General features: G+C 43.3%; 21 protein-coding genes and 1 pseudogene. 15 read left to right on the top strand and 7 right to left on the bottom strand.

The features are described 5' to 3' along the window. Positions 1–23: 23 nt before the first annotated feature. The 5 genes from NST94_RS29140 to NST94_RS29120 form a co-directional block, all read right to left on the bottom strand. On the bottom strand, positions 24–1184 hold the full coding sequence (locus NST94_RS29140; RefSeq protein ID WP_280753218.1) for a DUF4179 domain-containing protein: 1161 nt from the start codon (positions 1182–1184) through the stop codon (positions 24–26). Beyond that, the gene (locus NST94_RS29135; RefSeq protein ID WP_232061486.1) at positions 1177–1719 is read right to left on the bottom strand and encodes a sigma-70 family RNA polymerase sigma factor; all 543 of its coding nucleotides are present in this window, start codon (positions 1717–1719) and stop codon (positions 1177–1179) included. The genes NST94_RS29140 and NST94_RS29135 overlap by 8 nt, the downstream gene beginning before the upstream one ends. A gap of 248 nt (positions 1720–1967) precedes the next feature. Further along, positions 1968–2555, bottom strand: coding sequence for a class I SAM-dependent methyltransferase (locus NST94_RS29130; RefSeq protein WP_076191549.1), 588 nt, complete (start codon positions 2553–2555; stop codon positions 1968–1970). Between the two features lie 36 nt (positions 2556–2591). Continuing rightward, a complete protein-coding gene (locus tag NST94_RS29125; RefSeq protein WP_280775866.1) occupies positions 2592–2747 on the bottom strand; it encodes a hypothetical protein in 156 nt (51 codons plus the stop codon). Between the two features lie 193 nt (positions 2748–2940). Next, a complete protein-coding gene (locus NST94_RS29120; protein WP_076181797.1) occupies positions 2941–3405 on the bottom strand; it encodes a VOC family protein in 465 nt (154 codons plus the stop codon). A gap of 158 nt (positions 3406–3563) precedes the next feature. On the opposite strand from NST94_RS29120, the gene NST94_RS29115 reads away from it, so the two are divergent. From NST94_RS29115 to NST94_RS29080, 8 genes are all read left to right on the top strand, one after another. Then, a complete protein-coding gene (locus NST94_RS29115) occupies positions 3564–3998 on the top strand; it encodes an Lrp/AsnC family transcriptional regulator (protein WP_076191556.1) in 435 nt (144 codons plus the stop codon). Between the two features lie 100 nt (positions 3999–4098). After that, the gene (locus NST94_RS29110) at positions 4099–5835 is read left to right on the top strand and encodes a histidine kinase (RefSeq protein WP_076191558.1); all 1737 of its coding nucleotides are present in this window, start codon (positions 4099–4101) and stop codon (positions 5833–5835) included. 5 nt (positions 5836–5840) lie between these two features. Next, the gene (locus tag NST94_RS29105; protein WP_339281523.1) at positions 5841–7421 is read left to right on the top strand and encodes a response regulator; all 1581 of its coding nucleotides are present in this window, start codon (positions 5841–5843) and stop codon (positions 7419–7421) included. Between the two features lie 196 nt (positions 7422–7617). After that, the gene (locus NST94_RS29100) at positions 7618–8538 is read left to right on the top strand and encodes an ABC transporter permease subunit (protein WP_036682339.1); all 921 of its coding nucleotides are present in this window, start codon (positions 7618–7620) and stop codon (positions 8536–8538) included. A 40-nt stretch (positions 8539–8578) separates the two neighbouring features. After that, positions 8579–9460: a carbohydrate ABC transporter permease gene (locus NST94_RS29095; protein WP_076124225.1), complete on the top strand. Its 882-nt coding sequence runs from the start codon at positions 8579–8581 to the stop codon at positions 9458–9460. A 54-nt stretch (positions 9461–9514) separates the two neighbouring features. Further along, positions 9515–11101, top strand: a complete 1587-nt coding sequence (locus NST94_RS29090) for an ABC transporter substrate-binding protein (protein ID WP_076124223.1) — start codon at positions 9515–9517, stop codon at positions 11099–11101. A gap of 571 nt (positions 11102–11672) precedes the next feature. Continuing rightward, entirely contained in the window at positions 11673–14099 is a 2427-nt protein-coding gene (gene helD / locus NST94_RS29085; RefSeq protein WP_339281522.1) for an RNA polymerase recycling motor HelD, read from the top strand. A 14-nt stretch (positions 14100–14113) separates the two neighbouring features. Further along, positions 14114–14698: a Crp/Fnr family transcriptional regulator gene (locus NST94_RS29080; protein ID WP_076301525.1), complete on the top strand. Its 585-nt coding sequence runs from the start codon at positions 14114–14116 to the stop codon at positions 14696–14698. An 8-nt stretch (positions 14699–14706) separates the two neighbouring features. Here NST94_RS29080 and NST94_RS29075 read toward each other — a convergent pair whose 3' ends face one another. Further along, positions 14707–15426, bottom strand: a complete 720-nt coding sequence (locus NST94_RS29075; protein ID WP_076301524.1) for a DUF4386 domain-containing protein — start codon at positions 15424–15426, stop codon at positions 14707–14709. Positions 15427–15507: 81 nt separating this feature from the next. Then, positions 15508–16089, bottom strand: coding sequence for a TetR/AcrR family transcriptional regulator (locus NST94_RS29070; RefSeq protein WP_076124215.1), 582 nt, complete (start codon positions 16087–16089; stop codon positions 15508–15510). Between the two features lie 294 nt (positions 16090–16383). Between NST94_RS29070 and NST94_RS29065 the strand changes: the two genes are divergently transcribed. The 7 genes and pseudogenes from NST94_RS29065 to NST94_RS29035 all read left to right on the top strand — a co-directional run bounded on the left by NST94_RS29065 (position 16384) and on the right by NST94_RS29035 (position 22103). Then, entirely contained in the window at positions 16384–17571 is a 1188-nt protein-coding gene (locus NST94_RS29065) for an MFS transporter (protein WP_339282166.1), read from the top strand. A 75-nt stretch (positions 17572–17646) separates the two neighbouring features. Further along, entirely contained in the window at positions 17647–17931 is a 285-nt protein-coding gene (locus tag NST94_RS29060; RefSeq protein WP_076179251.1) for an alpha/beta-type small acid-soluble spore protein, read from the top strand. 229 nt (positions 17932–18160) lie between these two features. After that, positions 18161–18373, top strand: a pseudogene (locus NST94_RS29055) (YiaA/YiaB family inner membrane protein); the annotation flags it as partial. Between the two features lie 27 nt (positions 18374–18400). Continuing rightward, positions 18401–18637 carry a YiaA/YiaB family inner membrane protein gene (locus tag NST94_RS29050; protein WP_305953524.1) on the top strand — a complete coding sequence of 79 codons (237 nt, stop codon included), beginning with the start codon at positions 18401–18403 and terminating at the stop codon, positions 18635–18637. Between the two features lie 249 nt (positions 18638–18886). After that, positions 18887–19963: an ankyrin repeat domain-containing protein gene (locus NST94_RS29045; RefSeq protein ID WP_076303525.1), complete on the top strand. Its 1077-nt coding sequence runs from the start codon at positions 18887–18889 to the stop codon at positions 19961–19963. 118 nt (positions 19964–20081) lie between these two features. Beyond that, the gene (gene hprK, locus NST94_RS29040; RefSeq protein WP_076124211.1) at positions 20082–20999 is read left to right on the top strand and encodes an HPr(Ser) kinase/phosphatase; all 918 of its coding nucleotides are present in this window, start codon (positions 20082–20084) and stop codon (positions 20997–20999) included. 222 nt (positions 21000–21221) lie between these two features. Further along, positions 21222–22103, top strand: coding sequence for an SMI1/KNR4 family protein (locus NST94_RS29035; RefSeq protein ID WP_076124209.1), 882 nt, complete (start codon positions 21222–21224; stop codon positions 22101–22103). Positions 22104–22531 lie beyond the last annotated feature (428 nt).

The following is a 22531-nucleotide window of genomic DNA, read 5'->3' as shown; positions in this document are numbered from 1 at the left end:
GATATTATCAAGCTCCTTAATTTTTATTTAACTAGCACGTTTATCTCTAGACCGTCAATATAATGCTTCACTGGGTTTCCAGAACTGTCTGTTTTAAATGCTCCATTCTTACTTTGTGGGTTCTCAAACTCATAAAGATAGCCACGGATTGTGAGCATATTAGGGTGTTTCTCAAATGGCTCAGTAAGCAAATCGACATTAAGTGACCTATTGGAAGTCGAGAGGACTTTCTGTGAAATATCTTTCAGCACCTGTCCTTGTTGATCCTTTACTTCAAAGCCCACTAAACTCAATGCTGCATGGTCTTCGTCTGTATCCTGTTCCAGCATGAGCGACAGGCGTGTCGTTAATGGACTATATTCCAGCTTTTTCAGGATCAAACTCCATCCTCCAACTTGTGCGCGTATATCAGGTGTGGAAATTTTATTAATCGTAGCCTTCCGCGCAGGAATTTGGAGAACAAACGGTTCATCCATACCGTTTAAGCCAAGAGTTACGGTCAATACAAATCGATCAGGAAAAGGTTTGTTGGAGATTCCGGAATTCGAGGAATCCACTAGTCTAAAAATAGCTGTGTTGCTTTCCGCACCTTCTATCCAGCTTAGAAACGGCATAGCTTTCCAGAGACCATCTGAAAATTGCTCCAGGGAAGCGCCGTCGATCAATACTTCTGCAGAGGTTATTGCACCTTTCGCTAAAAAAGGCTTACCATCCGCTCCAATCGTTACTCCGGCTAGCTTACCTTCCAGTTTTTCTCCCTCACGCTTCACCGAGAATGCCAACCGGCTGCCATCAAATACAGCCTCTTCGGCAGACAAGGTGATCCCTTCATGGGTATCACTGCTGTTTAGACGGGAAGTCAGTCCCAGACGCTGGGCCGCTTGTAACCCTATATCATCTGCCCGTTCAAAAATACCGCCTATCAAGGGAAGCTGCTTGAGCGCATTGGCCAATGTAGGCGGATAGATAGCCGTTAGCATAACACTTAACAATATCGCCGCAGTCACAGCAGCTGTGATTTTTGGATATATCCGCTTTTTCTTTTCCTTTTCCACAGGATCCTGGACAATGGTGGCCAGCGATGCATAAAGCGAATCCTGCCGTGATCGTAGTAAAGGAGGAAGCTCCTGTATATTAGCTTTCCCTAGCTCCCTGATCTGCTTTTCTAAATTGTTATTATTCATTAGCAAGACCCTCCTCCCGCACAGGATGTATCTGTTTGGACAACAATCTCCGTGCGCGATGAAGTCGTGCCCTGACCGCTCCCTCGGAGATGTCGAGCACATCTGCAATCTGCTTAATGGATAAATCGTCATAATAAAAAAGCACGATAGCAAGCCGCAGGGATTCGTCCAACTGATTAATGAAGCTTTGCAGGTCTACGTTGCCTGAATCTTCAAAATGCACATAGGAAACGACCGGTTCCTCGGGAATCTCCGCCACAGCTATAGTTCGTTCTCGCATACGAAGTAACTGATTGCATTCATTAATCAGGATGCGTATAACCCAGGTTTTAAAAAACTTAGGCTGTTTAAGGTTGGCCAACCCTTTATACACCTTCAGTGTTGTTTCCTGAAGAGCATCCGCGCAATCTTCATCTTTTAGCAGAATGGTTTTGGCTAATCTGTACAACTGGGATTCCAGTTGCCTGAAAAGACGGGTAAACGCCTCGTGGTCGCCTTTCTGCGCTTTTTTGATATCCAGTTCGTTTTCCAGCAAATGATTTTTCCTCCTTGAGGGCCCTCTGTATAATTAGATGGAGAAGACATCCAAAAAGTTATATTTAGGATAAAATTCATTCTCCTACACAAATCACTTACCTCGGTAGTAGTATAAAATCCATGCAATTCATTGTTTTTGGCAAAGATGGAGAGGTTAATAGAAAGGGGGGGACTTCAAGTGGATAAACTGAAATAAATTCAGGAATTACCACCTTATCAGAAGAGAAGTAGTGGGGTAATCCTGAATTAAAAAGTGTATACATATACCTTGGTACGCAGTGTGTCCGTGCATGTTATGGTACGGACAGGCTGCATGCCTGGAAGGGCAAAACAAATGCTAATGACCACTGCGCCCGGCAGTAGCTCACGCTTGAACTTGTCCCCCAGCCGTTTCATCGCTCCGGGAAATAAGTAACAAAGAACAATATCCGCATGCTCGTAAGAGCTGCTATAGATATCCCCACGTACATAACGAAGCCTTCCGTGGAGCAGATTCTGGCCTTCGTCTGCTCGCAGCATACGTGTGCCGAACCTAGCAAGCAGCTGGGATGTCCACAAGGGAATACTGGAATTTTCAATGCCTGTCAGCCTTTTGCCTGGACATTGGCGAATAACATCCATGCCAAGTGTTCCCCAACCCGATCCCGCCTCCACAATGCTGCTATATCCCGGAATCCGATTCACCTCAACGGCAACAGCCGAGCGTACAGATTTTGACGTAGGCATCGGCGATATCCCGTTCCTCCAGCTCACCAGCACAATCGACACCATGGATAACAAGGCTGCGAAGGCGATGAGCCAAGCGATGACTTGAATCACGATCAATACTATCATTCCTTCTTCATCTGCTAGAAGCAGGATTCAATTCTCTTACTTTCTCCCAGCATTTCGTTTATTAACTTCATATTGATAAAGATCCTGAATTTCCTTGCTTTCAATATCTTGACCTACATAAAAAATCAGAGTGGGATCATTTGCTGGATGGGCATAAGAAAGATAAGTGCGATGTATAAAATCAAAGTCCATCTTACCCAGCTGGAAATCGATTTGATATTTATCTTCTAAATAGACTTCAAATTGCTTTTTTAAAGCCAGAGACTTCCACGGAAGTCCAAAGAATAAAAAGTAGGTTCCTATAAGAAATATCAAAAAAATTAAGAGGAAAAGCGACTTTTTACTGAGAATGGTATGTTTTATAATTCATAACCCTCCCTAGCGTTTATTCTACATGAACTTTGCTGGACATATCAAAATCAACCTCTTCAAGAAATTCGATAACTTCTCCATTGGGACTATGAATGATCGCGTTTTTTATTAGAAGAGGCGGTTCGCCCAGAGACAGAGAGTCCGGTGCTATAAAAGCCTTTGCCCCATGTGCAAGGGCTTTTTGATATATCTCCTCTACATTATCCACATAGAAGGCAAGATGTAATAACGCTCCGTGTGCTATATCTTCATCAGACAAGGCTTTTTTTCCTTGAGCGGCGATGACTGCATCATTATCAAAAATCTCAATACAGGTTCTGCGGTCAGGTGAAATCAGCATGGAGGCTTCTTTGATCTGAAAGGATGGCAGACTCCAATGATGACCTAGCTTGAATCCTAAAACGTCAATATAGAAAGAAATAGTTGCTTTATAGTCTTTGGCTTGAATCGCTACATGTGCAAGGCCTTTTACACTCATTTATAATCGCTCCCAACTTTAATATATACTTATTATAGTTGTATTAAAATATGAGATATATATATAAGATAAGTGTTTTGTAGTAATATGGTTATTAAATTTAAGGTATTTTAGTGGAATAAGTTTATTTTATAAAATGGGTTTAGGAGGCGCTTGCTATGGAACAACTTGTGGATGACATTGATAAAAAGATTATGCAATTACTTCAGTACAATGCCCGAATGTCCATTTCACAAATCAGTAAAGAGGTTTCGATGTCACAACCCTCTGTTAAAGAACGAATGATCAAGCTGGAGGAAAGGAATATCATTTCTGGGTATCATACAGCTTTTAATCTACGAGATCTGGATCGGGGCACAACTACGTTTATTCTATTAAAAACAGAACATTGCCAAGAGATTACGGATTTTTGCAAATATGCTATGGAAGTTACCGATTTATATCGGATTAGCGGAGAATATAATTACCTCATAAAGGTGCAAACCGCGTCGATTGAGGAGTTAGCTGAATTCCAAGACAACCTTATAAAGTTTGGACCTTCAAAATCTCATATCAGTCTGAAAAATATATTGGAAAACAGGGTGTTGCTCTAAAGCCCATTTTCCAAACACAATATCTAGTAACCGCTTTCATTCCATTGTAGAATGGATGAAAACAACGTTAGCATTAACTCGGATACAAGGGAGCATGGGTATGGAGAGGTTTTTATTCAGTAAAAAGTATATTCCGTTCACCTATAAGATGATGATACCGTACCTCATTCTAGTATTGCTGACAGATGTATTGGTGGGTTATATAGCTTATACGATGCTCGTAGAGTCCAGAACGGAAATGGCGGAAACGAATGTCCGGACAGCTTTGAAGCAGACGAGGAACAATATCGAATATCAGACAGATGAAATCAAACGAATGACTAACTCGCTGTTTCTCAATACGAATTTTCAGAATGCTCTGCAGTTTAGGGGAGATGCATTGGAAAACATGCTCAAAATGAGGGATGATATCGTTCCTTATATGAAAGCCCCTCTGCAATTGTATGGGAACAATCTGAGACTTGTGCTCTATACCGCAAATGAGACGATGCTTGAAATCCCCGGTGATGATATGTCTGTACCTATCGGTAGAAGCGATTATTATATTCTTTCTGATCAGGTTATTGAAGATAAGGAATGGTTCAAGTCGATTGTTGCTAATAACAAAGACAGCTTGTGGCTTCAGGCGGACAGCGACAGTGAACTAAGCAATATTTCGTATTTCCGCAAGCTGGTTTCTTCTAAGGGAGGCCCATCGATTATTGGTTATATTCGCGTCACGGCGAGAATTGACGAGCTTTTTGGCAATTTCGATACCTTTCCGATTGAACAGGGTATAGACCTTCGTCTAGTGGATCGGGTTAGTGGATTAACGCTTTATGAACAAGGTATTGTCGATGAACATGCGAAGCAAGACGCTTATCTGATCATTAGTGAAGATATTCCGTTGTCTGACTATGCTATCGAGGTACGGGTGCCGCATGCCTATTTGAATAAAGATGCTAGCCGAATGCAGAAGGTGATCACCACGGTTTGTTTGATCAGCTTTTTAGTCATGGCGGTGATCGGCTTCCTCGTTGCCCGCATATCAGGCAAAAAAATTAAACGGATCGTATATTTGGTCCGGTCCTTTCAGGAAGGGAATTTTTATAAAAGAATCGGGTTTGCCGGGAATGATGAATTTGTCTACATTGCTAATAGTTTTAATCAGATGGCGACTAGTATCCAGGACCTGATCCAGAACGTCTATGAGCAAGGGATTCAGAAAAAGCAAGCAGAACTGGATGTGCTTCAAGCTCAGATCAGTCCGCATTTTTTATACAATACATTGTCGACCATTGGCAGCTTAGCCAATTTGGGCGAAGTTGAGAAGGTTACACAGATGGTACAAGGTCTTTCTAAATTCTATCGCCTCACCTTGAATGAAGGACATGTCTATATCTCTCTTGAAAAAGAGCTGGAGCAGGTAAGGATGTACCTTGAAATTCAGAGGGTAAAGTATGCCGATGCGTTTGAGGTTTATTATGATATTGATCCTGATATTTTACAGGTTCCCATCATTAAGCTGATTTTGCAGCCATTTGTAGAAAATATATTCAAGCATGCTTGGTTTGGGGAGACGATTGCGATCCGGATTACCGGAAAACGGCTGGGTGAACGCATCGAGCTCAAGGTCATCGATAACGGAATTGGTATGCGGGCGGAGACACTGCGAAATATGCGTTCAAGCTCATTCCATTCGAGCAGCTATGGACTGAGAAACGTGGAGGAACGAATCAAGCTGAGATACGGCCATGATTTCGGCATTCATATCGGCAGTTACTTTGGGGCAGGAACGACCGTTCAAATTATCTTACCGGTGGATAATGCGGAAATCCGGGAAGTTATGGGGGAGTAAATAGTATGGCGATGGAAATCAACGTTCTGTTGGTGGATGATGAAGTGATCGATTTGGAATGGCTGAGACGGCGGGTGGCGGGCAGTGATCATTTGCCTTTGCATAGCGTGAGAACGGCAACGAGCGGTTTCGCCGCTTTAAAAATGATGGAGCAGCACCGCATTGATATCATTCTCTCCGATATCCGCATGCCGATTATGTCGGGCGTGGAATTTGCCCGGAAAGCGAAGGAGATTAACCCTGAGGTCCATCTGCTTTTTATTAGCGGACATCAGGATTTCAACTATGCCAAAGAGGCCATTCAATTAAATGCCTCCGGTTATTTGCTTAAACCCGTTGATGATGACGAGTTAAATAAGACACTGACTGAACTCTGCGCCAAGATTGAGAAGGAGAGGAAGCAGCATATTTCCTTATCGGAAACACTGACGCTTGTGAATCAGGAGCTGCTGCTGCGCTGGTTTAATGAGACTGCCCCGGGGCAGGTGGAGACGCATATTCACAACGTTCTTACGTCTTACTTACAAGGCGCGTCGGCGGTCGCCATCGTCGAGATTGACGATATGGCACGGAAAATCCAAACTTGGACGGAAGAAGAGCGGAGTTTATGGAGCAGCACAGCCAATCATTTTATCCGGAAGTTCGCGAAAGATCAAAATTTAGGCATGGTCATCACAACCTATGACTATCATTTTGTGATCCTTGCTGCGGTTCAGGAACAATATTTTACCGCTTTGATGGAAGAGCTCATTCGGTCATTCTATCAGGAGTTTTCCTGTTCAATTACGATTGGAAGAGGGATGTACACAACAGAACTGGGTAAGCTGCATGATTCCTATCGGCAGGCTCAGGCTGCTTTAAGTATTAAATGGATTGTTGGGAAAAATAGAATCATCCAAGATGCCTCGGAATGGAGCCCGAAGGAAAAAATCGCCTCAGATTTAGAGGTTATTGTGGACCGGATGCTTAAAGCGATGCTTGATTACGACCTTACCACCATTGATGATTGTTTGCTGCAGCTGTTTGCCGGGGACAGTCCGCTCTCCCAGAAAAATGACATCTACGATATCATTATTCGAATTACCTCCAAGCTTCATGCCGATCTGCAGCAAATGAACGAGCATCTATACGAGATTTTGAATTGGGATTCACATCATCCCTTTGTGCTGTTTCAGTTTGAAACGGTGCATGATATTCTCTCTTGGCTGAGAAGAAGATTTTTTGAGTTGTCGGAGCTGCTTTATTTGAAACGGCAAAGACAAAAGCGGAAGTTAATTGATGAAATCACGGAATATGTGAAAGAAAGATTAGATCAAAAAATAACGCTGAACGAAGTGGCCGCCCATTTCGATTTTACGCCTAACTATCTCGGTCATTTATTCAAGGTTGAAACCAACAGTTTATTCAGCGATTTTTTAAGTGAATTACGGATGAAACGGGTATGTGAGCTGCTCGAAGATCCGACTAAGAAAGTGTATGAGATTGCGGAACAAGCCGGATATAAAAATATTATTTATTTCAACAGACAGTTCAAGCAATGCATGGGCATGTCGCCCGGAGAGTACCGGAAGAAAAATAAAATCTAACAAAAAAGCGGTGAAAATGAAAACCCGGCGATGATTTTTCGGTTATTGGAGAATCGCTGCCGGGTGTTTTTGGTCTGCCGGCTAACCTTTTTTTGTCGAATCGTTGAATTAGTATTATGTTTAGTTGTTTCGCTGAATTATCTAGGCGCCTTCGCCCTTTTATAATAAGAGATATAGAGAAGAGAGGGGTGCAAAGATGAAAGGGCATACATTTTGGAGCGATTTAAAGAATTATAGGGTTCTCTTGCTGATGCTGGCTCCGGCGGTTGCTTTTTTCCTTCTGTTTGCCTATGTCCCGATGGCGGGCATTATTATTGCCTTCAAGCATTATGATTATGCGGGCGGTATTTTTGGAAGTGCCTGGAACGGGCTCGACAACTTCCGCTTTTTCTTTGAATCAGGCGATGCTTGGCGGGTAACACGAAATACAGCACTATATAACATTGCGTTTATCGTCGTCAATAACAGTTTGCAAATTTTTGCAGCGATTATGTTGTTTGAGGTCGGTGGTAAATGGTTCCGCAAAATCACACAATCGGCGTTGTTCCTGCCTTACTTTATCTCATGGGTCGTTGTCGGAGCGATTGCTTATAACCTGCTCAATTATGATATTGGCACCGTGAATGCTTTGCTCAGAGGTATCGGACTCCAGCCTGTCGATATTTATAATACACCTTCCTATTGGCCGTATATTCTGGTTATAGTTTCTGCATGGAAAAGTCTCGGATACGGAACGGTGATGTACTTGGCCGCGATTACGGGGATAGATACAGAAATGTATGAAGCAGCCGAAATCGATGGGGCTAATATTTTTCAGCGAATTATGAAAGTAACCATTCCGAATTTGTATCCAACGATTATTATTCTGGTGCTGCTGGCAGTCGGGAACATTTTCCGTGGTGATTTCGGGATGTTCTATAACATGATCGGCAACAACGGCTTGTTGTTCTCCTCGACAGACGTTATCGACACTTTCGTATTTAGGTCACTGATTACTTCGAATGATATCGGCATGTCAGCTGCAGCTGGTGTTTTCCAGTCCGTTCTTGGCTTCGCGACGATCATGTCAGTGAACTATGCTGTCCGTAAATACGACAAAGACCGCGCTCTGTTCTAATCGTATCAGGAGTTAAGTCTTTCATAATGGAGGTAACGATATGAAGCAGCTTGATCGTAAAATATTTTCAGGTATTGGTTATGTATCCCTGATTTTTCTCTCAGTTTTATGTATTTTTCCTTTTATACTTGTCGTATCCTCATCCTTTACGGAAGAATCCAAAATCCTAACGGATGGTTATCAATTTATACCGACTGCCTTCTCAACTGAGGCCTACAGCATTTTGTTTAAGTATCCCGAACAGATGATTCAAGCCTATATAGTGACAATAGGAGTTACTATACTCGGCACGGTGCTTGGCTTGTTTCTGACTTCGATGACTGCTTATGCGCTATCCCGAAAAGATTTTAAGTGGCGCAATAAATTTTCGTTCTTCTTTTTCTTTACGACTTTGTTCAGCGGCGGTTTGGTTCCGTGGTATCTGCTTATGGTCAACTACCTTCATATGAAGGATACGCTGATGGCCTTAGTGGTTCCGATGATGCTCAATGTCTTTTATATCATTGTTATGAAGTCTTTTATGGGCAGCATTCCGGAAGCTATTGTAGAATCAGCAAAAATTGACGGCGCAGGCGACTTTAAGATCTATGCTCGTCTAATCCTGCCGCTGTCCAAGCCGGCGTTAGCTACCATTGGATTGTTTCTAGCGCTGGCCTACTGGAATGACTGGTACAATGCATTGCTGTTTGTATCGAATGAAAACTTGATGCCGCTCCAATATTATTTGTATAAAATGCTAGGCAATATGGATGGCATGCGCAAAGCGATGATGGGTGCAGGGGCAGTCGTAACGACATCGATCCCAACCGAGAGCTTGAAAATGGCGATGACAGTTGTGGCCACTGGCCCGATTTTGCTGGCTTATCCATTCGTGCAGAGGTATTTTGTCCAAGGTTTGACGATTGGTGCTGTGAAAGGATGAACCCGGGGAAACTCGGTTTATCAATATAATTAAACACAAGGGGGAAGGCTTGAGATGCTGAAGAGAAATAGATTGATGATGCTAGCGCTCGTTTTAACCTTCGTAATGATTCTAAGTGCATGTGGTGGTGGCAATAACAATGCTAATACGTCTGCACAGGCTACAAATAATGCGTCAGAGGGAGGAAGCGACACTACGAACAACTCAGAACCTGCAACTACCTCAGACACCCTTGATACCTCTAAAGAAGTGAAGCTGAAAATGATTTTTGTTGGCCCTAAACCGATAGACTATGATAGCGTTTTTGCTGAGATTAATAAAAAGCTGAAAGAAAAAATTAATGCTACTGTAGAGGGCGAGTTTCTGGATTGGTCGGACTGGGCACAAAAATATCCGCTGAAGCTGGCAGCTAATGAGGATTTTGACCTCATCTATTCGGCAAACTGGGCTGGTTACAATGACCAGGCGCTGAAAGGCGGATTCCTGGAATTGACCGATGAGCTGCTTACCAAATATATGCCGCAGACTTTAGCAGCTATGTCTGATGTGAGCTGGGATCAAGCTAAGGTAAACGGCAAACTGTATATGGTTCCGCAAAACAGAGGGGAATCCGTTGAAAAACTGATTTTGTACCGCGAGGATTTGCGTAAGAAATACAATCTTCCGGAGATCAACAGCCCAGAAGCGTATGCCACTTACTTGAAAACCATAGCACAAAACGAAAAAGGAATTACACCGTTCACCCCGGAAACAGGAGACTGGAAATATCATAATTTGGACCGTGTATTGCTGAAGCAACAAAACGAATGGAATATGTTTGATCTCGACCTTCCGTTTGCTTTCAAATTGACGGATGAAAAAGGGCAAGTATTTAACGTATATGAAACGCAAGAGTTTAAAGATCTACTCGTATATTACAAAGATCTCGCTGATAACAATGCATGGTCGAAAAACGTTCTAAACAGTAAAAATGATCATCAGGCCGATTTTAAAGCAGGCAAAACAGCATCGATTACGCACAACAACGGAACACTTGGAGCACTTATGGCTTTGATGCGCCAAGAGAATTCCCCTTATGAAGTAGCATTGGCTGACATCAACCAAGGCAAGAAGAAATCAGTGGCGATTTCCACCCAAAACGGTACTTCGATCCACGCTACTTCCAGAAATGTGGAACGTTCCTTGATGTTCCTCGATCTGATGCAAAATGATAAAGAACTGCACGACCTGATGATGTACGGCCTTAGCGGTGTACATTACGAAGCGGTTGGCGATGACAAATATAAAGCCCTTGAAAAGAATCCGAACTATACTGGCTTCTCTAACTGGAACTTCAACTCGCCACTTAACCGTGACAATGAAGCATTCCCGCAAGAAGCAAACGATCTGGCTAAAGGCTGGGAAGCAAATGTCTATCACTACGCGCTTGAAACCTTCGTATTCGATAACAGCAAAGTGAAAACGGAAATTGCCAACGTTGGTAACGTAATGCTCCGTTATGCGATTCCGCTCGAATACGGCGTAATCAAAGATATCGACAAAGGTCTTGAAGATCTGAACAAGCAACTGAAATCCGCGGGCATTGATAAAATCCAAACCGAACTACAAACTCAAATCGATGCTTTCTTGGCAAACAAATAAGCTACAGAATAAGGGAGACCTAACAGTCATCAAATGGCTGTTAGGTCTCCCTGTTTAATTGGGCTCATCCGCGGGTGAAGCCGCTATCGGACACAGTTGACCCTAATAGCAGCATTATCGCACTTTTGGAATACTAACGGACCTCACAGTCGCTATTAGCCTAAAACATGCCTAGAATGAAGCTCAAGATAAAGAATAGTTGCACTGGAGTCCGAAAGTCTGCTTTAAAGGCTGAAAATCAGTAAATAAAGTCACCTCGGTCCGTTAGGCAGACCAGAAACAAAAGGCAGCAACCCTTTTGCTAGGGAAATGGATACTTAGGGAGAACGGCTACTCTTTGCAGAAAGGAATAAAAAAGAAGAACCGGCATGAGCTGCCGATTCTTCTTAATATATAATTTGCGCGCAATGAAATAACGTGATATTATGAGAAGACCACTGTTAATCTGCGTATTTTAGACAGATTTATTACATCTTATTTATACATTAATAATACCACGCGGATTGGCAGTTTGTCAAATTTGTATTTTTGCTTCTTGATAACAACCTTGAAAAGGAGCGTGTTAGTAAAAATGTTAAACGAAAAAGATTGGCAGGGAGAACAGAAACGGCTAGATTCGGTCACGGAAGAATTGCAATCAAAGATTGGCGAGCTGGAACCGGAAGTGACAGGATTACGTGAACAGGTGACGGACATCCGCAAGCAGTTTTGGGAGGAAGTTACGGTCAATACGAGCACACATGAGGATTTCGAGGAGACCTTTTACAGTATAAAACAGCAAGAAGCGTTGTTGTCTGAACGGGAACGTAGCCACCGCCAACGGCTGCTGCGTTATAAAAACATGAAACGGCTGCTGCCGTCACCCTATTTTGGACGAATGGACTTTCAAGAAGATGGGTTGAACTCCAGTGAGCAAATCTATATCGGGGTGGCGTCTTTCATCGATGCAGAAGGTGTAAACTTTCTGGTATATGACTGGCGGACACCTATTGCAAGTATGTATTATGACCATTCGCCAGGCCCCGCCACTTACGATACACCGGGAGGACAAATCTCAGGAACGATGATGCTGAAGCGGCAATACCAGATCCGTCAGGGTCAGCTTCAGAACGTGTTCGATACGAGCTTAACGATCGGTGATGAATTACTTCAGCAGGTGCTTGGTAAGGGTGCGGATTCACAAATGAAGAGCATCGTGGCGACTATTCAGAAGGAACAGAACGCTATTATCCGCAACGATAGTAGCCGTATGCTCATTGTGCAGGGGGCGGCGGGCAGCGGAAAAACATCCGCAGCGCTGCAACGGGTAGCCTATTTGCTATATAAACACCGCGATAGGCTCAAAGCGGATCAGATTGTTCTTTTTTCGCCTAATCCGATGTTTAACAGTTATGTATCTACGGTGCTTCCCGAGCTTGGCGAGGAGAATATGCAGCAAACAACCTTTCAGGAGTATATTGATTATTGGCTTGGATCTACGCTTCGTCTAGAGGACCCGTTCGAGCAGATTGAATATGTACTGACGTCCAAAGCTTCTCCAGAGTATGAAGCACGGCTAACTGGAATGCAGTATAAAGCTTCAGAAGCTTTTCTGCATGCTTTGCAAAACTATGCGTTGTGGTTAGGGAAGGAAGGGATGTTGTTTCATAGTATCCGTTTTCGGGACCGCGAGTTGATTACTGCGGAGCAGATGAAATCGCAATTTTACAGCTATGATAGCTCCATCCGTTTGGCTAACCGCATCGTTTTATTGCGTGAATGGCTACTGCGTCAGTTGGCTTCGCTGGAGCGTCAGGAACAGGAGGCATTCTGGGTTCAAGATGAGCTCGATTACCTCGATACCGATCAGTATGCCGAAGCCTACAGTGAGATACTTAAGAAATATCGGCGGGAGGAAGCCGTCTTTGATTTTACGACTCAGTATCTTGAGAACTATGGGGATTTTCCTAATCAGGATCAAGGGGAAGAGAATGTTTTTGACTTTGGTCTGCAGGAAGAAGAACTGCTGCGCCGCATGATTGTGAAGGAGCACTTTAAACCGCTGAGACGCGATGTCAAACGGTTCAAGTTCATAGATACGATTGGGTTATACAATCAGTTGTTTAGTGCCGACGCCAGTTATCGGCAAATGACGAACGAGACTGAGGTGCCTGCTCAGTGGCAGGAAATCTGTAAGCAAACGAAGGAAAAGCTGAGCCGCGATGAACTGTTTTGCGAGGATGCCACTCCATTCCTGTATTTAAAAGAACTTGTCGAGGGTACTCGTATGAACACAGAAGTTCGGCATCTGTTTATCGATGAAGGCCAGGATTATTCGCCGTTTCAATACGCGTTTCTCAAACAGCTGTTTCCCCGCGCGCGCATGACTGTGCTCGGCGATTTCGGCCAAGCGATTTTCCCTCAAGCAACGAATTTGCACGAGATGGATTCACCTTTGATCCGGCTTTATGGTGAAGGTGAAACGAGCCTGATCCGTCTAATTCGAAGTTATCGTTCAACTCGTCAGATTGTGGAGTTTACGAAGGCGTTGCTGCCTAATGAGGAGATCGTACCTTTTGAAAGAGAGGGTAAGAAGCCGTTCCTAGTGAACGCTAGTAGCGATGTAGAGCGGGCGAAAAGAATTAAAGAAGATCTCGCGGCGTTGATGGCTGAAGGGCTCGACTCTATTGCTGTGATTACCAAGACTGCAGCTGAAAGCCGTGCGGCCTATGAAGAATTAAAGTCACAAGGATGCGAAGCTCTGCGGCTCATTACGAAGGAGACGCTCACTTTTGAGAAAGGCATTTTAGTAATTCCCGCTTATCTCGCAAAAGGGGTTGAATTCGACGCCGTACTGATTTATGATGCTTCCACACAGACGTATGATCGGGAAAGCGAACGCAAGCTTTTTTATACAGCCTGTACGCGTGCGATGCATCGGCTTCTGCTGTACACAACAGGTGATTGGTCACACTTTATTCAGCCGTTAGAGGGATCTTTATATGAGGTAGTGCAATGAGATTGGAGAGATAAATGAAAAGCATATTGTATAAGTATATGAGTAAATTTACATCTCTTAACGAAGTGGAACAGCAGGATATTGTTGAAGGTATTCCTATTGAGGAATACAAGAAGGGAACGGTACTCCTTAGACAAGGAGACGTTCCCTCAAAATGTTTTTTTGTGTTAAAGGGATGTGTGAGGCAGTCCTCGGTAGATGAATCGGGCAAAGAAGTCACATCTAATTTTTATACGGAAGAGCAAGCGGTTTCGATTTTTAATCGGCATCAAGAGAGTAGACCCTCAGCGTACACCTTAACCTGCCTAGAAGACAGCATATTGGTGGTTGGTGATCTTAATGCGGAACAGGATATGCTCCATAAACACGCTCAGCTGGAAACCATGATACGCAAAATGGTAGAGGAGAACTTGGGTGAGGTTCAGGATGAGTTGACTTCCTTTATTGCTTCCAATCCTGAAGAACGTTACAAAGCCTTGTTACAAAAAAGACCTCATTTACTTACCCGTGTCCCCCAACATCAATTAGCCAGTTATTTGGGGATTACGCCAGAGTCATTAAGTAGAATTAAGAAGCGGGTTCATTCCGGTGATGAATAACAAAATCGTTATACACTTTTGGGGATTTTCCCACCTCTAAGCAGTAGCCATATCCCAAAGCCTAGTTCTCCTACAATCATAGGAATAGTAAAAATAAAATTAAGTGTTGTAATGACTGCCTCATATTGTGGGAGAAACATTTTGCTTAGATGAATGATAATATAGCCTATTGAAGCAAGCAGCAGCAAGATGCTGATTACTTTAGGAATGACATCGGATTTTAAAGCCACATAGCCCACTATTAACAAATGCCCGCCAAAAACGACCAGCCCCATAGACCAAATGAATTGAAATGCATCCAGAAATAACATCATAAATGCTTGAGTTTGTTCGATTGTTAATGAGGAAAAGCCATTTGTGTTTCCCGTGAGCAGCAGCACAAATATCAAGGTTAATATAGAGATTGCCAATATAGCGGAATAGGTTAGACGGAGCCATGCGCCGAGTAATGAAAGATTTTGGTTGACGGGTTCTAGAAACACATAAAACGCCCAGGCGACCAGAATGTCAGTAATCATAATGATGATCCAGCCCAAGATTTCCCCTTTGAAAAGGTTGTTGGAAGATACAATGTTAATAAATGTGGCACTGGCATCGCCTTGCACAACAAGAGTCCCATGGACAAAGCCATATGAAAAAAATGAGGCGAGGGTCATGATGATCAGTGATATTCCAGCTGTTAAAGCGGACTTACGCTGGTTCGATAGGTCTTTTTCTGAGATAGCCATAAGATAGCCTCCTAAAGGACTTTTATTTCATTGTAATTAGGAGTACTATGGCGGGCATTGACTTAAATCAAGACTCTGAATTTAATCAAGCGAAGTAAGTATCACTGTTATTGCGTTATCAACAAAGGATCGCTCCGGGCGGGATTTCAAGAGTACAGTAAGCCCTATTAGCGATACGATTAGTGCTTGTGCCAAGGCCTTCGCATTTACACCACCCTTAAGCTCACCTGATTGTATACCGCGTTCAATAGTTTCTTGAAATATAACCGATAGATACATTTGGTGTTCTCTTGTAAGAATCTCGAACTTCTCATCATGAGGTGCCAGCTCGACCATTGTATTGATGCAAAAACATCCTCGGTTCACACTGCCTGCATACTCCTCCGCCACCACATCTTCAAAAAAACTACGAAAGGCTTTTTTTGCGGATGGATTGCTTTGAAGTTGGGCTCGGACACGGGAAGCATGGGACATCGTGTATTTACGTAGCGCAGCTTCGAATAATTCTTTTTTGTCTCCAAAAGCTGAGTATATACTGGGGCGTTGAATGCCCATTCTGGAAGTTAAATCGCTTAATGAAGTAGCCTCATATCCCTTCTCCCAAAATAGCTCCATAGCTGATTCTAATGCTTTTTCCTCGTCAAATTCGCGGGTCCGAGCCATTTTTAACACCCCTCGTTATATTTGATTTCAATAATTTATTACCGAACAGTATTTTATAATACTAGAACTAGTCGTCTATATTGTCAAATCAAAGTCGGTAGCATCAAATATTTATGTTGACACACACCATTTTGTAAGATAAATTTACTGAGCATAATAACATACTGATCAGTATGAAATATGTTTGCGATTTAAATTTAACAGAGAAAGGGTGTGTCCAAAATGCAGGGGACTAAAGAGAAGCTTTCGTCACAAGAGACGCATACGCCATCTGATTCTATTCATGCTTCCTCGATGCCTCGGTATATGACACTTTTGTTTGCCGTTGTCTGCGGGATGTCGGTTGCAAACATCTACTTTGCTCAACCGTTGCTTGATCATTTGTCGAAAGAATTTGGTATTGATTATTCAACCATTGGTATTCTTATTACTATCACGCAGATTTTTTATGCAGTGGGGCTGTTACTGCTCGTGCCACTAGGAGATTTACTGAATCAGCGCCGCCTGATTATCGGCCAGATGTTATTATCTGTGGTGGCTTTGATTATCGTGGGTACTGCCTCTTCCAGCACGGTACTATTCGTAGGTATGGCCTCAGTGGGACTACTCGCTGTTGTAACGCAGACGCTTGTTGCGTTCGCGGCGACAATGGCTGCCCCTGCCGAACGCGGGCGAGTCGTAGGCATGGTCACAAGTGGAATTGTGATTGGAATACTTCTTGCGCGATCCATTTCAGGAATACTTACAGATCTTGCAGGTTGGCGTTCCGTATACCTTTTTTCTGCTGCTTTAATGCTTTGTATGGTGTGTACATTATTTAGGGTGTTGCCAAATGTGAAACGTGAGGTAAAAACACTGTCATACGCTCAGCTGCTTAGCTCAGTGTTTATGTTGTTTGTACAAGAGAGAGTATTGCGTATCCGCGCTATTCTGGCTTTGTTGATTTTTACTGCTTTCAGTATTCTGTGGACTTCTGTGGTCTTGCCTCTTAGTGCTCCGCCGTTATCACTTTCACATACTGCAATTGGGGCATTTGGTCTGGCGGGAATTGTGGGAGCATTAGCTGCTGCACGGGCGGGAAAGCTAGCGGATCAGGGTCATGGACAGAGAACGACAGGCATAGCTTTACTTCTATTGTTGATTTCATGGTGGTTTATCAGTTTTACGGAGCAGTCGCTGTTGGCATTGGTCATTGGTATTGTTCTGCTTGATTTGGCAGTGCAGGCGGTGCATGTCACCAATCAAAGTATAATACTTACCTTGCGCATGGAGGCACGTAGTAGGCTCACCGCAGGGTATATGGTTTTTTACTCCATTGGAAGTGCTACCGGATCGATTGCTTCCACTCAAATCTATTCTCACTATGGCTGGAACGGGGTATGTTGGCTTGGAGCTTCTGTTAGTGCTGTGGCTTTTTTATTTTGGGCTTTAACCTTGCGTGCTACGAATGCCGCGTTGCAACGGCGCCTTGCTTGGAAATAATCGGGGCAAGTCCATAAGGGTGGAGGTTCCGTTTTCCGGGCATGTTATTTAAAACAGGTTTGGGAGGGGATAAGGATGTCTAGAAGGAACAGGAAATATGCAGTGCCGGGAGCCAGCCGCGGAATGCAAATTTTTAAAGCGGAAGTGATGCGGCGCGAGGGGTATGATGTAGATCCAGAGCGGCCTGATGATGTGAAATACGAAGTTGCAAAAGAACTGGGTGTCCCTTTGGAGCGCGGTCAAAATGGTCATTTGAGCACAGAATCGGTGGGCCAGATCGGCGGTAAAATTGGTGGATCGATGGTCCGCGAAATGATTCGTCTCGCACAGCAGCAATTGGTGGATCAGGAAAGGCAGTAGCATTTTTCTAATTTATGTTGCAGAGATCGCGGGAGGCGGTTTTCGTCCTATATTGTATGGAACTGAGACCGTCCTTTCGGTGTTTGCGTTATTTTATATTTGTATAGTAAAAAAATTCCTGGAATTCCCTAAAACAACCTGATTCATGGTAGAATTTTACCGATGTTCCACGGTATAGTGGAGAAGGATATATCATCATTCAAGTCTGTAGTGGGAGAGGAATTATCAGATGAATCAGAGATATCGCAAACGCAACACGGCTGCTTTTACGGGGGCATCGTATTTTGCATTGGGGGCAGGACTTTTTCTATTCTGTTTGGGAGTGTACAACGACACTTGGGAGCTAAACGTAAAAGGGTATTATTTGCTCTGTATGGTGTTAATTACGATTTCCTGTATCGTTGTGCAAAAGGTGGTCAGGGACAATACAGAGGATAAAGAATTTCGTTTGGATAACCCTAAACACAGGATGAGAAACACAGGGGCCTTCACAATTATGGCTTTTGTGGGTTTGATTATCGGGTATGCGATGTTTTTTATTGGCCTTTACAATGCTCCATTTGAATTAAATGTAAAGGGGTATTACATAGCTGTTATTCTCTTGATTTCTTATAGCGCTATTGGCGTTCAGAAAGTGACACGGGATAACGCGGAAGATAACGAGATTCTTGCCGAGCAAGAGGCGAGACGGGACATCCAAGGGTAAAGAGGAATATAGCCAGCGTTCTCGCTGAGAACAGCAGGCTGCTTCAACTTTACTTACCATCATAAATTGTAAACAGGAGCTTCGTGAATTTACGGAGCTTCTTTTTATTTTTTTGAAATAGCAGCAATAATCTTGCGGATCTGAACATTATGAGGACTATTTGTTAGAACAACATCCTTAGTTTGGATTGTTTTTTACTATACGGTTCTCTATACTCTTCATAATACTTGAAGTAGGAGTGGATAATGGATGATCCGTCTGAAGGATATAGGGAAGTTCGAGGAACTGCCGCAAATGGCCATGCATATTTACAATGGAAATATTCCGGAATTAGAGGCTGCCATTAGAGCAGGCTGGGATATTGAAGAGGGAATCGTCCTTAGCCAATATACTACGTTAACCCCGTTAGCTTTGGCGCTTATATCAGAGAGAATGGATGTCATAAAGCTGCTGGTACAGCACGGTGTAAATCTGAATGTGAAGAATAATCCGGCTTTTTTGCTCGCGGTTCGCTATTGCAAAGAAGATATCGTCCGCTATATTGCAGCACAAGGGGCCAAACTGGACAAGCTTAATCAGGTCAAGTCAGGTGCATATTCGCAGGCCTACTATGGCAACAAAAACAATATCCCGCTCATACATGAGCTAGGATTAGATATTAAGCAGCATGGTGGGGCTGTATTACGCAAAGCGGTGTCAGATCACGACCTTAAGACCGTTGCTTATTTACTGGATCATGGGGTGGACATTAATTACAACAATTCCGATATGGTCTATCCTTATCAAGCCACTCCGTTAACAGTTGCCACAAGAATGGGTAATCAAGCGATGGTACAATATTTGATTGAACGTGGCGCAGACGTTACCTTGGCGGAAAAAGATGGCGATCGCCCTTACACCATTGCTGTGAGCAATAAGAATACAGCTTTGGCTGACTTTTTGAAATCGTTAGAGCCGGCTGAATTTCATGATATCGAGAATAAGAAGTTTGAGCTGAGAAAATATAAATTGTCTGATGAATTGGTTAGCTTTCTTACTGGAAAAAATCTGCGTCTTGAGCTAACACAAAATGAATATGAAATTAGATATATCGACTTTTTCACATTAACTGATACCATTGAAATAAAAATCGGCCGGCAAAAGCTGCTCCGTCTGTCAGCCGATATAGATAATTACTCTGATCTGCTGCTTATGTGGAATCCGAAGAAAAAAGGCCTGATAGGCTGTTACGACGTGGAACATCAGACGTACGCGGATTTATGTAGTTTTGCAGATTTTCTCACGCAACCGGAGATATACCTCATTAATTTTCTTGAAGGAACATAGTTGTTAATATCTCATGATCTGTCTATTTCTTTTGCAGGAATCATTCTATTCGTCGTTGAATATATCCCGGTAACCGTATTACGTATTCAAAATACGTAGCCACAGGAGGAGAACAACATTGAAATCGATTACCGTTCAAAGCCTTACGGAAACGTTTAAGCTGGAAGTGCTTGCGGGTGCTAGCTGCATGGACCGCGAGATCACTCGCTCTAAGACACATAGACCTGGCCTGGAGTTCGTGGGTTACTTCGACTTTTTCCCCATGAAGCGAGTACAAGTGTTGGGTCGTAAAGAAATCAATTATCTGCTAAAGCTAAGCGTTGAGCAACGCAAGTTACATATTGGCAATATCGTTAAGTATCATCCCCCATGCTTTATTGTGACGACGGGTCAGCAGGAGATTCCCTATTTGACTTTATTCTGCGACCAAGAAGGTATACCACTACTTCGGACGGAAGAGACGACGTCAGAGTTCATCGCAAAGATTGATACTTATCTGGTGAAGGCGCTGGCGCCAGAACTTTCAATTCATGGAGTGTGTGTGAACGTGTCTGGCATAGGTGTCCTATTGAGAGGCAAGTCCGGGATCGGAAAAAGCGAAACCGCTCACACGCTCATTAGAAGAGGCCATCGGTTTGTGGCCGATGATGTAGTTGTGCTTAAGAAGCTGGGACCGGCGACGCTTCTCGGCACGCATAATGAAACGACCCGTGAATTCCTAGCGCTGCGCAGTATTGGTCTGATCAATGTTGTACGGCAGTACGGGCGTAGAGCTTTTCAGGAAGAGACACGAATTGTACTCGACATCGAGTTGTCACCATGGCGGGAGAATTCCTTGAATAATGAGCTCGAAATCGAACCCCAGTTCACAGAATATCTTGGCGTGCAAATTCCGCATATTGAAATTCAGCTTCAGCCTGGCCGCGACGTGGCTGGTCTGATCGAGGCGGCTGCGAACAATTGGTACCTTAAACAGCTTGGCTATAGTGCCGTTGAAGAGTTCCTGCAGAGGATCGAAAACGGGATGCAGTCGTAAAGGCAGGATAGAAAGCAGCAATTATAGTTACCATAATTAAAATGGTTTTCTGTATACGAAAAACAGACCGCAGATAAACGCTGCGGTCTGTTTTTCACAGCAAAAAGGGAAGTTGCTTTTTGATTGATAGGGCTAGGACATGCGTTATTGGCTGGGCATAGGTTAGAAATGGTATAATTTCTAATAGGTATTTTGAGTGATCGTTAATAGGAGGTATTAATGATGAGTGATGAGTTATTGGCAAAATTGGATGAATGGCATGAGGAAGATGAATTTCAAGAAATCGTGGATGCAATCACGGAAATTCCTGAAGAGGAAAGAGATTATGTTCTAACTAGTCATTTGGGCAGGGCGCTTAATAATCTCGGGCAATATGAAGAGGCTTTAGAGCAGTATTTGAGCATTGAAGATGAGGGTGAAGGTGACCCGCTATGGCATTACCGTATCGGGGTTTCTTATTATTATCTGAAAAGATATGACGAAGCTTTAAAAGCGTTTACGATTGCCGATCAGCTGGAACCTGATGATGAAGACACATTGGAGTTTCTGGGCTGGATCAAACGTAAATTGGCTAAAAAAGCTGCGAAAAAGCCTGTAAACAAACCTGCTAAGAAGCCTGTAATAGCGTTGGATACCACTAATTTCTGGGATGACAGCGAGTATGCGTTCTCAGAATATATCTCTGATCCGCCTTCAGATGCATTGATTACTTCAGTACAAGAAGAGCTGGTCTTTAAGCTGCCTGCTTCCTACGTGGATATGATGAAGTTACATAATGGGGGAATTCCTCATAACAATCGTTATCCGATTCCGGGAACAGGAGAATTTATTACGATTTCTGGTATCCTCGGAATTGGACGAGATAAGAATAAGTCGCTGTGTGGAGCTTCAGGCAGCCGGACTGTGATTGAAAATGGACGTTATCCTGAAGTTGGCGTGGTGATTTGTGATTGTCCTTCTGAGAATGAAGTGGTGATGCTGGATTACCGTGAATTCGGGAATGATGGCGAACCTGAGGTTATTCATGTAGATCGGGATAACAAATACAAAATCACACGTTTGGCTGACAATTTTGAGACCTTTATCAGCGGACTGGTGAAATAGTCTATTTCGCTGGCTAAGAATACTTATAACCAAATCAAGGCATTCCTTAAGAGGAGTGCCTATTTCTATTAGGGGATTATTAGGGAAGCGTCTTTCGGACTCAGCTGACCTTAAATGTAGCTTTTTCGCATATTTGGAATGCCAACGGACCGCATAGCAGCTATTGGCATAAAAAACACCCAATATGAACTCGATTCATAGGAATAGCGTCGCTGGAGTCCGAAACTACGCACAAAAGGCTAAAAACATGCCAATAACGTCATCTGGGTCCGAAAGCCTCAGTGGACGAGTGCGATTTGGCGATTTAGCTGAAGGTGAGGCTGATTCGATTTCGTTAGGCTTTAACTAGCCAATAATCGTCTTGAGTCAGCTAATCATCGACCCAAAACCAGAGCAGCGGTGCTCCCATTAATGGGGAACCGCTGCTC

Origin of the sequence: Paenibacillus sp. FSL H8-0282 (assembly GCF_037963825.1) — a bacterium.
Taxonomy (GTDB): Bacteria; Bacillota; Bacilli; order Paenibacillales; family Paenibacillaceae; genus Paenibacillus_AQ; species Paenibacillus_AQ odorifer.
Note: the sequence above shows the minus strand (reverse complement) of the source record. Positions and strands in the feature narration are given on the sequence as shown.

Bases quoted from the DNA above. Each gene is read 5' to 3' on its own strand.
- NST94_RS29140 (WP_280753218.1), bottom strand. From the start codon at position 1,184: ATGAATAATAACAATTTAGAAAAGCAGATCAGGGAGCTAGGGAAAGCT.
- NST94_RS29130 (WP_076191549.1), bottom strand. From the start codon at position 2,555: ATGATAGTATTGATCGTGATTCAAGTCATCGCTTGGCTCATCGCCTTC.
- NST94_RS29125 (WP_280775866.1), bottom strand. From the start codon at position 2,747: ATGGACTTTGATTTTATACATCGCACTTATCTTTCTTATGCCCATCCA.
- NST94_RS29120 (WP_076181797.1), bottom strand. From the start codon at position 3,405: ATGAGTGTAAAAGGCCTTGCACATGTAGCGATTCAAGCCAAAGACTAT.
- NST94_RS29115 (WP_076191556.1), top strand. From the start codon at position 3,564: ATGGAACAACTTGTGGATGACATTGATAAAAAGATTATGCAATTACTT.
- NST94_RS29110 (WP_076191558.1), top strand. From the start codon at position 4,099: ATGGAGAGGTTTTTATTCAGTAAAAAGTATATTCCGTTCACCTATAAG.
- NST94_RS29105 (WP_339281523.1), top strand. From the start codon at position 5,841: ATGGCGATGGAAATCAACGTTCTGTTGGTGGATGATGAAGTGATCGAT.
- NST94_RS29100 (WP_036682339.1), top strand. From the start codon at position 7,618: ATGAAAGGGCATACATTTTGGAGCGATTTAAAGAATTATAGGGTTCTC.
- NST94_RS29095 (WP_076124225.1), top strand. From the start codon at position 8,579: ATGAAGCAGCTTGATCGTAAAATATTTTCAGGTATTGGTTATGTATCC.
- NST94_RS29090 (WP_076124223.1), top strand. From the start codon at position 9,515: ATGCTGAAGAGAAATAGATTGATGATGCTAGCGCTCGTTTTAACCTTC.
- helD (WP_339281522.1), top strand. From the start codon at position 11,673: ATGTTAAACGAAAAAGATTGGCAGGGAGAACAGAAACGGCTAGATTCG.
- NST94_RS29080 (WP_076301525.1), top strand. From the start codon at position 14,114: ATGAAAAGCATATTGTATAAGTATATGAGTAAATTTACATCTCTTAAC.
- NST94_RS29075 (WP_076301524.1), bottom strand. From the start codon at position 15,426: ATGGCTATCTCAGAAAAAGACCTATCGAACCAGCGTAAGTCCGCTTTA.
- NST94_RS29070 (WP_076124215.1), bottom strand. From the start codon at position 16,089: ATGGCTCGGACCCGCGAATTTGACGAGGAAAAAGCATTAGAATCAGCT.
- NST94_RS29065 (WP_339282166.1), top strand. From the start codon at position 16,384: ATGCCTCGGTATATGACACTTTTGTTTGCCGTTGTCTGCGGGATGTCG.
- NST94_RS29060 (WP_076179251.1), top strand. From the start codon at position 17,647: ATGTCTAGAAGGAACAGGAAATATGCAGTGCCGGGAGCCAGCCGCGGA.
- NST94_RS29050 (WP_305953524.1), top strand. From the start codon at position 18,401: ATGAGAAACACAGGGGCCTTCACAATTATGGCTTTTGTGGGTTTGATT.
- NST94_RS29045 (WP_076303525.1), top strand. From the start codon at position 18,887: ATGATCCGTCTGAAGGATATAGGGAAGTTCGAGGAACTGCCGCAAATG.
- NST94_RS29035 (WP_076124209.1), top strand. From the start codon at position 21,222: ATGAGTGATGAGTTATTGGCAAAATTGGATGAATGGCATGAGGAAGAT.